The sequence below is a fragment of the Methanospirillum sp. genome (assembly GCF_028679455.1).
Taxonomy (GTDB): Archaea; Halobacteriota; Methanomicrobia; order Methanomicrobiales; family Methanospirillaceae; genus Methanospirillum.
The window spans coordinates 1-11,366 of the sequence record NZ_JAJRBM010000161.1 but is presented as its reverse complement, the minus strand read 5'-3'; the positions used below and the strand labels follow the sequence as shown (position 1 = coordinate 11,366).

At 49.6% G+C, this 11,366-nt stretch carries 10 protein-coding genes and 1 other RNA gene; 7 read left to right on the top strand and 4 right to left on the bottom strand.

Annotated elements, in window-relative coordinates:
* A partial coding sequence (locus tag LUQ50_RS05530; protein WP_300037402.1) for a tetratricopeptide repeat protein occupies window positions 1–196 on the top strand: 196 nt, incomplete at its 5' end.
* 26 nt (window positions 197–222) lie between these two features.
* Here LUQ50_RS05530 and LUQ50_RS05525 read toward each other — a convergent pair.
* Window positions 223–1,449: an adenosylhomocysteinase gene (locus LUQ50_RS05525; protein WP_300037405.1), complete on the bottom strand. Its 1,227-nt coding sequence runs from the start codon at window positions 1,447–1,449 to the stop codon at window positions 223–225.
* A gap of 158 nt (window positions 1,450–1,607) precedes the next feature.
* Here LUQ50_RS05525 and hisF point away from each other — a divergent pair, with 158 nt between their 5' ends.
* Window positions 1,608–2,426 carry an imidazole glycerol phosphate synthase subunit HisF gene (gene hisF, locus LUQ50_RS05520; protein WP_300037399.1) on the top strand — a complete coding sequence of 273 codons (819 nt, stop codon included), beginning with the start codon at window positions 1,608–1,610 and terminating at the stop codon, window positions 2,424–2,426.
* 1 nt (window position 2,427) lies between these two features.
* Here hisF and LUQ50_RS05515 read toward each other — a convergent pair whose 3' ends face one another.
* The 3 genes from LUQ50_RS05515 to LUQ50_RS05505 all read right to left on the bottom strand — a co-directional run bounded on the left by LUQ50_RS05515 (window position 2,428) and on the right by LUQ50_RS05505 (window position 5,209).
* Window positions 2,428–3,177, bottom strand: coding sequence for a SagB/ThcOx family dehydrogenase (locus LUQ50_RS05515; RefSeq protein WP_300037397.1), 750 nt, complete (start codon window positions 3,175–3,177; stop codon window positions 2,428–2,430).
* 49 nt (window positions 3,178–3,226) lie between these two features.
* An RNA gene (gene rnpB, locus LUQ50_RS05510) (RNase P RNA component) lies at window positions 3,227–3,546 on the bottom strand.
* A gap of 58 nt (window positions 3,547–3,604) precedes the next feature.
* Window positions 3,605–5,209, bottom strand: a complete 1,605-nt coding sequence (locus tag LUQ50_RS05505; RefSeq protein WP_300037394.1) for a hypothetical protein — start codon at window positions 5,207–5,209, stop codon at window positions 3,605–3,607.
* 217 nt (window positions 5,210–5,426) lie between these two features.
* Here LUQ50_RS05505 and LUQ50_RS05500 point away from each other — a divergent pair, with 217 nt between their 5' ends.
* The 5 genes from LUQ50_RS05500 to gltA are packed head-to-tail and all read left to right on the top strand — an operon-like array spanning window position 5,427 to window position 11,296.
* On the top strand, window positions 5,427–5,993 hold the full coding sequence (locus LUQ50_RS05500) for a TIGR00296 family protein (RefSeq protein WP_300037391.1): 567 nt from the start codon (window positions 5,427–5,429) through the stop codon (window positions 5,991–5,993).
* Window positions 5,993–7,450 carry a tRNA guanosine(15) transglycosylase TgtA gene (tgtA, locus tag LUQ50_RS05495; RefSeq protein WP_300037388.1) on the top strand — a complete coding sequence of 486 codons (1,458 nt, stop codon included), beginning with the start codon at window positions 5,993–5,995 and terminating at the stop codon, window positions 7,448–7,450. The genes LUQ50_RS05500 and tgtA overlap by 1 nt, the downstream gene beginning before the upstream one ends.
* A complete protein-coding gene (gene arcS / locus LUQ50_RS05490) occupies window positions 7,434–9,074 on the top strand; it encodes an archaeosine synthase subunit alpha (RefSeq protein WP_300037385.1) in 1,641 nt (546 codons plus the stop codon). The genes tgtA and arcS overlap by 17 nt, the downstream gene beginning before the upstream one ends.
* Before the next feature lie 38 nt (window positions 9,075–9,112).
* On the top strand, window positions 9,113–9,952 hold the full coding sequence (locus LUQ50_RS05485; RefSeq protein WP_300037382.1) for a sulfide/dihydroorotate dehydrogenase-like FAD/NAD-binding protein: 840 nt from the start codon (window positions 9,113–9,115) through the stop codon (window positions 9,950–9,952).
* Window positions 9,953–11,296 carry an NADPH-dependent glutamate synthase gene (gltA, locus tag LUQ50_RS05480; protein ID WP_300037379.1) on the top strand — a complete coding sequence of 448 codons (1,344 nt, stop codon included), beginning with the start codon at window positions 9,953–9,955 and terminating at the stop codon, window positions 11,294–11,296.
* The last annotated feature ends 70 nt before the right edge of the window (window positions 11,297–11,366 follow it).

Here is an 11,366-nt window from a genome sequence, read left to right as displayed (position 1 = left end):
GCATAAAGAAGCAATTCAATGTTATGACCGGACCCTTCGTCTGGATCCAAGGCATGTGGGAGCACTGATGAACAAGGGAACCATCCTTGACGATCTCGGTGCTAAACGGGAAGCGTTCCTCTGCTTTCAGAAAGCTTCAACCATTGATCCCAAAGTAGCCACTACCCTTAAAATAAAAGGCAGATTTGCTCATTAGTTTATAAAAGTAGATTAAGGATGGATTTACGTTCCAACATCCCAACTGCACATATACTGTTCCTGTTCTGCATTCAGGGTATCAATACCAAGACTCAGTGATGCAAGTTTAATCGAGGCAACTTCCCGATCAATAGAATCAGGAACTGCATGAACACCGGGGCCAAGTTCCTTATGGTGTTCTGCAATGAATTGTGTTCCCAGTGCCTGCAGGGCAAAGGATAAGTCCATAACTTCAATCGGGTGTCCCATTCCTTTCGGAACAGCCAGATTAACCAGTCTGCCTTCTGCGAGGAGGTGAATGGTTTTACCACCAATCCGGTAGCTGTGGATCCCGTCACGTTCAACGATCTCATCCGCATGAGCATTCAGCCATGCACCATCGATCTCCACATTGAAATGCCCGGCATTTGAGAGAATTGCACCATCTTTGAGAAGTTTGAAATGCTTTTCACCGATGATATCTTTGTTGCCGGTAGTGGTGATGAAGATGTCGCCAGCTGCTGCAGCTTTTTCCATCGGCATGACATGGTAACCTTCCATATATGCTTCAAGTGCCCGCCGTGGATCAATCTCGGTAACGATTACTTTGGCTCCTAGTCCGGCGGCTTTTCGTGCTATTCCCCGCCCACAAAAACCAAACCCTGCAACAACAAGCCACTTTCCAGCGATCATGTTGTTGGTTGTTGCCATAATGGCGGTAAGAGCACTTTCTCCGGTCCCATGAACGTTATCAAAAAACCGTTTCATCGGGGTATCATTCACTGCGATGACAGGGAACTCAAGTTTTCCTTCATCTGCCATTGCACGAAGACGATGAATCCCGGTTGTGGTCTCTTCACATCCACCGATGACCTTCTTGAGTACATCTCTCCTGGTTGTATGCATCCGGTGAATGAGATCCATCCCGTCATCAATGGTGATATCTGGTTTTGCATTCAGGACAGCATCCATTGCCCCGTAGTATTCATCAACCGAACATCCACGTTTTGCATAACAGGTTACCCCGGGAACACGATCAAGAGCCTGGGCAACATCATCCTGGGTTGAGAGCGGATTACAACCGGTGATGAAAACCTTAGCTCCACCTGCTGCAAGCGTTTTCACGAGGTTTGCTGTCTTTGCTTCAACATGGAGAGCCATACCGACTGTCATTCCGTCAAACGGTCGCTCTTTTCTGAACCGTTCTGCAATTGTACCAAGCACCGGCATGTACTGCCGTGCCCATTCGATCTTTAGTTCGCCTGAATCCATACTATCTACCGTCACACAATTCCGGAATCATCCAGCGAGATTGTATCTGCGCCTGAAGAGGAATGTATTATCTTCGCTATACTAAGGACGGCCGGACTATTAAATGAATCATACCTGAAACAGAACTCTCATCAAGTCTGGCAGATGAGATCTCAGGCATGGTACTCACCCGTCGGATCATACCATGTCTGGATATTAAAGATGGCCGAGTGGTAAAAGGGACTAATTTTCTCGGGTTGCGTGACGCAGGTGATCCCGTTGAACTTGCCGAGCGGTACAACGAACAGGGTGCTGACGAGGTTGTTTTTCTCGATATTACCGCATCAAAAGAGAACCGGGGAATGATAATTGATGTCATTGGCAGAGCAGCGGACCGCTTGTTTCTCCCTCTTACGGTAGGTGGCGGAATCCGGACTCTTGAAGATATCAAACGAACGCTTCGGGCCGGGGCAGATAAGGTGAGTATGAATACCAGTGCGGTGGAAAATCCTTCCCTGATTGCCGACGGAGCACATGCATTTGGAACCCAGTGTATCGTTGTTGCCATCGATGTCAGGAGAAATATGGAATCAAACCCTGATGCAACACCTGTGCTCCTGAAAGACGGGACCTCCTGCTGGTATGAAGTGGTAACCTATGGAGGATCGAAACCTACCGGGATTGATGCAGTCAAGTGGGCACAGGAAGCAGAAAAGCAGGGAGCAGGGGAGATACTACTTACGTCCATGGAGACTGATGGAACAAAGGACGGGTTTGATATTCCAATCACATCCCGGATATCAGAGACGGTAGGCATCCCGGTCATTGCATCGGGCGGAGTAGGAACATTCGAACATTTTTATGAAGGATTTGAATATGGAAAGGCAGATGCTGCACTTGCCGCAAGTGTCTTTCATTATGGTGAGATGACCGTAGCGGATGTAAAAAAGTATCTTTCAGGTAAAAATATACCGATACGGCCTCCTCTCCGATTATAATTTATATTTCTTTACGTTTTCCAACAGTTGCCAGGTAGATACAGAACTGTTCTACCCCATCAATACCGAGTGCACAGTTTATCTTATCGTCATGATACGAACCAATCGCACAGGTTCCGCATCCAAGAGCAGTAGCGATAAGATAGAGGTTCTGGCAGATATGCCCTGCTTCAATAAACAGATACCGCCATCCCCGGGACCCGAATTTCCAGAGAATCCGATCCGGCACTGCTATCCAGACAAAAGTAACTGCAGCATGTTTTACGAGCTCAGGTCTCCTGCAGGAGGCAGCAATCGCCTCTTCACCTCCGACATGACAGGTCTCTCTGACCAATGCGTGATCCAAAGGAAGATACCGATAAATTCCAGGCTCTAATCCATCAACCCGGTTCACTACAATATAGGTTTCAAACGGATGCAATCCTCCGGCAGCCGGAACATTACGCAGATGATGAGAGCCCCCTTCTTCACTGATCCCCTGTGTATAATGAAGCATGAGGGAGAGCTCCCATTTTTTGAGATCTTCGTTTGAATACTCACGGACCGTCCGGCGCATCTCCATAATATCCCCGAGCAGCACGGGATCCATTGGGATCTCGGGAGGATTTGGAAGGTGGATCAGATGTGGTGAGGGTTCACAGATACCACAAGTCTTCTGACTTTCAGTTGTTGTTCCGGATGAAGGAACAGTATCCTGCAGGATTGTCTGATCCAAAAAAAAGCGCCCAGCCTGATAAGCCGGTGTCTCCATATATAGCAATAGGAACATCAGCTACTTGAATCGTTCTCATAAGAATAGTGAGTGGGAGGAGTAAGCCCCCTTCTGTTCATTGCGGCATTCAGCTTAGCGCCGAACCCGGGCAGACACCAGGCTGTCTGTATGCCCTGTTCCGGCTTGCACCCGCAGGGATTCACCGTTCCATCGACTCCTGTTCGTCGATGCTCTGCAGTTTAGTTCTGCATCATTGCTCATAACAGGCCGTTCGTTTCTGTGCCATAGCCATGACTCTCGCCATCCCCGACGTGAACGAGGCTGCGTACCTGGTAGGTGGGGGGACTTTCCTCAGCTGCCTTCCTGAAATATCAGGAGTCGGCTACCGTCAGCCGCACTCTCCCTCTCACTTAGGTATTAGAAGTACGAGGTGAAGAATCTGACCAGGATTGGTACATGAAAAAGATTATTTGAGGGTAACATAGATTGCAGCTTTCGCTGAAGTTGGAGTCTGATCCTGCTTCCCATAAAAGAAAGTGACCTTATCTCCTGATTTTACCTTCCTGATATTCAGACCATCAGTACCGGGATTCATGTAATCTTGAAGAATGAGATCGTTAAGTTGGACAAACCATCCTTCATTACCATACTGATATTCACCAATTCCATCAATAGTCAGAATACCACCTTTACGCATTCCCCGGTCATTAATACTGATACCTGATATCTTCCCGTCAGTCTGAAGAAACTGCAGAATACCAAGGGGAGTGTCTCCTTCTACCTCATAATCCATGCCCGAACTCGTGGTAATATTTACATTTCCTGATGAAACAGAGAGTGATCCGTCATACAGGACATGCTGTCCGGACTTGCTTATATTTGCAGACGGGGTCTGAGTTTCAGACGGAGTCTCCTCTGACTGTTCATCAGTTGTTTCTGATGAGGTGGGAGTTTCAGTAACCTCTGGTAATGTAGATGTTTTATTTTCTGAATCATCGTACACAGGTTTATTTTGATCTTTCGATGGAGATGCTGTCTCTTCTTCACTTACCGTCTCCTCCTCTTCTGAATCACCATAAACCGGTTTATTTGGATCCTTGGTCTGGGAGACCGCTGTCTCTTCTGCACTTACCGTCTCCTCCTCTTCTGAATCACCATAAACCGGTTTATTAGGATCCTTGGTCTGGGAGACCGCTGTCTCTTCTGCAGTTACTGTCTCCTCCTCTTCTGAATCACCATAAACCGGTTTATTAGGATCCTTGGTCTGGGAGACCGTTGTCTCTTTTGCAGTTACCGTCTCCTCCTCTTCTGAATCGCCATAAACCGGTTTATTAGGATCCTTGGTCTGATATGCTTCTTTCTGGGTAGGTTCTGCACTCAGTGTTGGCGAGACTGTTGGCACAGGGCTTTCTGATGATGTAATATCATTGATAGAAGTATTCTTTTCTGACAAGGTTCCGGAATGATCAGGGGTACTTACCGGAACAACCGTTGGAGTAGAAGACACGGTTTGAGTGCTGACAGGCTTTGCGGTAGTGGTTGCATCAGTTTGAGCACCAATCGATACCCGGATGGATGCAAGCGCTTCACGCGATGACTTTGTTGGATTACCGTAGGCAAAGATAATTTTGTCACCAGGTTTCAACCCAAACGCATTCAATCCTTCTTCATTCGGGAGCAGATAGTCCTGCAGTTGCTTCTCGTTTACCAGGACGAACCAACTACTTTCCCCGGAATTAACATATCCATTAACTCCATCAAGAGTGAGAAGGCCACGTTTTGAGATTAGTTCATCACCGATTTTATAAGACTCAATACTGTCGGTACCGGCAAGGGCCTGAATAACTCCAAGTGGAGACATCGCAGGTACCTGATAAAATTTTCCGGATACCGCTTTTATTGATACAACTCCGTCACCAGAAGGAATCGAACCACTAAATACCTCAACCTGATTGGCTGATGAAGATGGTACTGACTTATTCTCCTCAGCACAGGCAATGAGTGGCACTGTTGCGCAAATACAGAGAAGAATGAGCACTCGTATTACAACTGAATATGTCTGCATAATCATCCATTACTCCTCGCATAAGTGGGATAATCAGATATGAATAGAGTGTAGTGTTCCAAAGAGTATTAAGGGATCAGCAAAAGGCCTGGTAGGTGAAGATAGATATTGGTTACCGTACCGGAGCACATACACCAGGCAAACTATTCTCCAAAAAATCTTCACATCCAGGGTATATCCGACATCATCATATATATCCTCACAAGGACCGTATAACTCATTCATGGAACTGCTCACTGCTGATGAAGGGAGACTTGCTCTCTCGTATGCACGGAGTGTATTGCATGAGCATATTGCCGGGACCCCATACACCCAACCTGAGTGGCCGGCTGTCTTCTCCGAGTATCGCGGCGTTTTTGTCACCCTCACCAAAAACGGAGATCTTCGTGGATGTATCGGATTTCCCTATCCGGTCCTGCCACTCAAAGAGGCGATTCATAATGCTGCCTGCAGTGCGTCTACCGGAGATCCCAGATTTCCACCGGTGAAACCTCAGGAACTACAGCAGATATCAGTTGAGGTCACCATCCTGACAGATCCACAACTGCTGAATGTGCCCCCGCAAAGCAGGGAGAATGCAATAGAAGTAGGAAAACATGGTCTCATCGTAAAAGGATACGGACGATCAGGACTGCTTCTTCCCCAGGTACCGATAGAATGGGGATGGAACAGAAAGGAATTCCTGGATCATACCTGTAATAAAGCGGGTCTTCCAGCCAAGTCGTGGCTGGAATCTGCTGTACAGGTTTTTACCTTTGAAGGACAGATATTTAGCGAGAAATCAGATTAATGGCACTTTCATTTGAGGTTCTTGAGAAGGATATCGCTGGCAGGATAGGCCGGCTCTCCGACGGAAAAAAGACCATCAGGACCCCGGCCCTTCTGCCGGTGATAAATCCGCATCTTCCAATCATCACGCCCCGGGAGATGCAGGATATGGGAGTACAGGCTCTGATCACGAATGCCTATATTATTTCACGCAGTAGTGAATTCAGAGAACGTGCTCTTTCCGAGGGGCTGCATGCTATGCTTGACTTTGATGGTCTGATAATGACCGATTCGGGATCATTTCAACTCTCAGTATATGGCGATATTGAGATCTCAAATCAGCAGACGATCGAGTTTCAGCAGGCAATCGGGTCAGATATCATCGTCCCGCTGGATATTCCAACGCACCCGGATACCGACCGTGAGAATGTCGAGAAGGAACTGGCAATAACCCTTTCCCGGCTCAGGGAGGCAAACGGATTTGCTGATCATACCCACCACACGCTTGCCGGTCCGGTGCAGGGAGGTCTTTTTACCGATCTCCGTGAACAGGCTGGTAGGGAAATTTCAGCCATGGGACTGAAGTTCTGTCCGCTTGGAGCAGTAGTTCCGCTGATGGAGACATACCGGTACAAAGATCTGGTCAGGGTTGTTATGGCTGCCAAACGCGGACTCAATCCAGGTATCTGCGTCCACCTGTTTGGTGCCGGTCATCCCTCGATGTTTGCCCTTGCCGTTGCCATGGGATGCGATCTCTTTGATTCAGCAGCGTATGCCCTCTATGCAAAAGCAGGGAGGTATATGACAACCCATGGAAGTTATCACCTGGATGAACTCTCATATCTCCCCTGTGCCTGTCAGGTCTGCAGTACCCATACTGCGGAAACTCTCCAAAAATCTCCGGACAAAGAACGGCTCCTTGCGCTTCACAATCTGCATGTAACCCTGGCTGAGATCAACCGGATCAGGCAGGCAATTCGTGACGGAGTGTTGTGGGAACTAGTGGACGAGCGGTGTAGGGGTCATCCGCAACTCCTTCGCGGGTACCGTGAACTGCTCACCTTCGGAGAAGAACTCAAGCATCAGGACCGGGTATCAAAGCGGCGGTTCTTCTACCGGGGAACTGAAAGTTGTTTTCGCACAGAAGTGCTCAGGTACCATGACATGGTCACCCGGTTTGATACCAAAAAGACTGCTCTGATAACCTTTGATCAGAAGATGCATGACGGATATGATACGGTCTTCTTCTTCAAACCACCATTCGGCCCATACCCGCCTGAACTCTTTGAATCGTTCCCGATAGGACAGAGTGAGATTCCGGACTGGGATCGTGAGATGGTCAGAAGTGGATGTATCGGGATCGACCGGCTCTCAAAGGCTAATCCGGAGGCACGGATAACGGTCCGCTGCCGATCATGCTGGAAGGATATTGTAACCAGTACCGCACCTGATGTGGAGGTGGATGTTGAGGACCTGTGAATTTACCGCCCGGGACGGAACCGGGAGGATCGGAAGACTGCGTATTGATGCAGATGAATATCTTCTCCCCTGGGCAGGAGAAGTAAACACCCTCTTCCCTTCCCTCAAAACCAGATCTCTTGATGCCCTGTTTCCGTCAGATGCTCAGGAATTTGTTGAACGCTTCTGGACCAGTGACGGGCAGCAGCCGGTTCAGGTCCACATTCACCATCAGGAAGAGCTGAAGAGCGGTGATGCGGTAATTTCCCCGAACTGGCACACCCTGATCGATCAGCCACGGGTACTGGTAAAACAACTGCTGGCTCTCAAAGAACGTACTCCTCCTGATACCTGCTGGTACTTCCCGGGAGGTGCCCTTCCTGAAAATGTAGCAATACTGGTTCATGCAGGGTTTGATCTCTTCGACTTTACCGGCGTGGATCTGAAAACAATTCAGGGGAAGTTCTGTCTTTCTGATGGTGATCATCCTGAATCAAGTATGAGTGAAGGGCTCTGTCAGTGTCCCGGATGCAGAACAGGGGATCTGAAGGAACACAACCGCTATGCCTTACAGCAGGAACTTGCCCTCATCAGGTCACGAATAAAGGAAGGAACTTTCAGGGAATTTCTGGAGGGACGAATTAGGACTCGACCATCCTATGTCTCTATCCTGCGTCATCTTGACCGGACCCCGTACATGGAACAGCATACCCCTACCGCCCGATCCACACCGTTCATCGCTTCGTCAGGGGACAGCATCCACCGGCCTGAAGTGAAACGATATGCCGAGCGGTTGCTTACCCGTTACATCCCTCCGCTTACCGATGTGGCAGTTCTACTCCCCTGTTCAGCAAGAAAGCCATATTCTCTCTCCCAGAGCCATCATAAATTCACCCAGGCCATACGCAGACGGGCACATGAACTCATCCTGACTTCACCGCTTGGGCTTGTTCCCCGTGATGTCGAGCTAGTGTATCCGGCAGCTCACTATGATGTACCGGTGACCGGGTACTGGGATCATGAAGAACGGTATCAGATCGCTGATACACTCGCAAAATATCTCATGAAACATCCGTACCGCCGGGTCATCGCACACCTTGACGGTGATGCCCTGATAATTGCCAGGGATGCTGCAGACCAGGCAGGAATAACCCTTGAGTCTACCTGTTCAACTCACCCGACCGATTCTGATGCCCTACGGCAACTGAGTGACGCCCTTGCCGGAGAGAAAAAGGTGAAAAATCACCTGGTCCGGGGAATGGTATCCATGCAGTTCGGATACGATCTCCGGGTACCGGGTCTTGAAGCCAAAGGATCATATCCGGAGGTTATGGTAAAGAAGAACCGGCAGCAGGTCTTCTCGATCGAACCTACAACCGGGATGCTCAGGCCAACCTTTGAAGGCTGGGCTATGATTGATACCGGATACCGGGTGTATATCGATAACTTTGTTCCACAGGGAGACATTCTTGCACCTGGTGTTGTCGAGGCTGATCCTGCCATACGGGAAGGTGACGAAGTGCTTGTGATCGGAGATAAAGCACTGGCTACCGGCAGGGCAGTGATGTCTGCAGATGAGATGGTACGATCCCACCGTGGAGTTGCGGTTCGTGTGCGTAAGGTAAAGAAGTTGAAGGAGCAATAAATAAGGCACACGAGCAGCTTTCCGGATGTGACATATTTTTGTATACTATAGAGAAGACGCACGAGATAGCAGATAAGATTTTTGAAATCTGGGTCAATGCGCCACATGTTGCCCGCAACGCACGTGCTGGGCAGTTTGTAATTATCCGCACCGATGAAACAGGAGAGCGGATACCCCTCACCATTTCCCGCGCTTCTGGAGATCTGGTCAGAATAGTCTTCATGGCGGTGGGCAAGACCACTCATGCCCTTGCTGCTATCAAAGCAGGGGATGCTATTGCAGATATCGTCGGCCCGCTGGGACACCCGAGCGAGATTAAAGCCTGGGGTACCTGTGTTATTGTCGGCGGAGGGGCCGGGATTGCAAACACACCATGCATTGCCGAGGCACTCAAAGCAGCAGGAAATACGGTGATTGGCATCATCGGTGCCAGAAACGCAGGGATGCTTATTCTTGAAGACGAGATGAGGGAGGCATGTGACGAATTACATGTCACTACTGATGACGGGTCAAAAGGGAGGCATGGATTTGCTGCAGATGTCCTGAAGGAGATCGTTGCTGAACGGAAGGTCGATGCGGTCTGGATCATCGGCCCAACCATCATGATGAAGATCACCTCCATGGCAACGAAAAAGAAGGGAATCAAGACTTTTGTCTCACTCAATCCGATTATGGTTGACGGGACCGGGATGTGTGGATCATGCCGGTGCCAGGTTGCCGGAAAGACCGTCTTTGCCTGTGTAGACGGACCGGAGTTTGATGCCCATGAGGTCAACTTTGATCAACTGATGCAGCGGCAGCGGTATTACATGGATCAGGAAAAAGAGGCACTCGCACGCTGGAATCAGCATGTCTGTTCCTGTGGGGAGGGAAGATAAATGGGAGATCGTCCGGCTGATATCAGAGTTCGTGACTTTCTTGAAGTTGATTGTGGTCTGACTGCAGATGAAGCAGTAGCCGAGGCTAACCGCTGTCTTGGATGTAAGAAACCTGCATGTGTGGACGGATGCCCGGTCAATATCGATATTCCGGCATTTATTGGACTGATTGCAGAAAGGAAATTTACTGAGGCTGCTCTTTCCATCAAAACCCAGAACATGCTCCCGGCCATCTGCGGCAGAGTCTGTCCGCAGGAGACTCAGTGCGAAGTGCTCTGTATCCTTGGGAAGAAAGAGAAGCCGGTCAGGATCGGTCAGCTCGAACGGTTTGCTGCTGACGAGGAACGACGGACCGGTATCAAAGCCCCGGTAAAGAAAGCAGCAACCGGGAAGAAAGTTGCAGTCGTTGGTTCAGGACCTGCCGGGATTACGGCAGCGGGTGAACTTGCAAAAGAAGGGCATTCGGTTGTCATGTATGAGTCACTCCACCTTCCCGGGGGAGTTCTGACCTATGGCATTCCTTCGTTCAGACTGCCAAAGGACATCGTGAAGGCAGAACTCGATCAGGTTCTCTCACTTGGTGTTGAAGTAAAACTCAATCACTTTGTCGGGAGAAGCGTCCCGCTCGATGAACTCCTCTCCTATGATGCTGTGTTGCTCGGAACCGGAGCAGGACTGCCCTATTTCATGGGAATTTCCGGTGAACACCTCAACGGCGTCTACTCAGCAAACGAGTTTCTCACCCGGGTCAATCTGATGCATGCAGACCGGTTCCCTGAATACGATACCCCCATAGCCAAGAGCAGCAGGGTTGTTGTAGTCGGGGGAGGGAATGTCGCAATGGATGCAGCCCGGACAGCACGACGTATGGGTGCAAAAGTGACCCTAGTCTATCGCCGTCGTGCTGAAGATCTCCCTGCACGGCTTGCCGAGGTACACCATGCAGAAGAAGAGGGGATCGAGTTCATCACCTGTGCAAACCCCACCAGGATTCTGGGAGAACAGGTGGTAACCGGGATCGAGTGCATCAGGATGAAGATGTGTGAACTTGATGCAAGTGGCAGACCTTCTGCAGTGCCCATCAATGGCGACACCTTTACCATCGACTGCGATGTGGTCATTCAGGCAATCGGCCAGGGTCCGAACCCGGTACTGGTTCGTGAGATTCAGGGCCTTGAGCGGGGACGGGCAGGAAATGTCGTAGCTGATGGTGACGGCAGAACCGCTCATCCGAAGATCTTTGCTGCCGGTGATGTCACCACCGGAGCAGCCACTGTAATCCTTGCAATGGGCGGAGCAAAGAAAGCTGCCCAGAGTATCAACAGCCTTCTTGCAACCCGATGACCAGACAATATGAGTGAATATCCTGATCAGCATGGTCTGGAAAAGGTTATCGGGTACACATTCACCTCTC

Coding starts and splice junctions, on each gene's coding strand:
- LUQ50_RS05525 (WP_300037405.1), bottom strand. CDS start 1,449: ATGGATTCAGGCGAACTAAAGATCGAATGGGCACGGCAGTACATGCCG.
- hisF (WP_300037399.1), top strand. CDS start 1,608: ATGGTACTCACCCGTCGGATCATACCATGTCTGGATATTAAAGATGGC.
- LUQ50_RS05515 (WP_300037397.1), bottom strand. CDS start 3,177: ATGGAGACACCGGCTTATCAGGCTGGGCGCTTTTTTTTGGATCAGACA.
- LUQ50_RS05505 (WP_300037394.1), bottom strand. CDS start 5,209: ATGATTATGCAGACATATTCAGTTGTAATACGAGTGCTCATTCTTCTC.
- LUQ50_RS05500 (WP_300037391.1), top strand. CDS start 5,427: ATGGAACTGCTCACTGCTGATGAAGGGAGACTTGCTCTCTCGTATGCA.
- tgtA (WP_300037388.1), top strand. CDS start 5,993: ATGGCACTTTCATTTGAGGTTCTTGAGAAGGATATCGCTGGCAGGATA.
- arcS (WP_300037385.1), top strand. CDS start 7,434: ATGTTGAGGACCTGTGAATTTACCGCCCGGGACGGAACCGGGAGGATC.
- gltA (WP_300037379.1), top strand. CDS start 9,953: ATGGGAGATCGTCCGGCTGATATCAGAGTTCGTGACTTTCTTGAAGTT.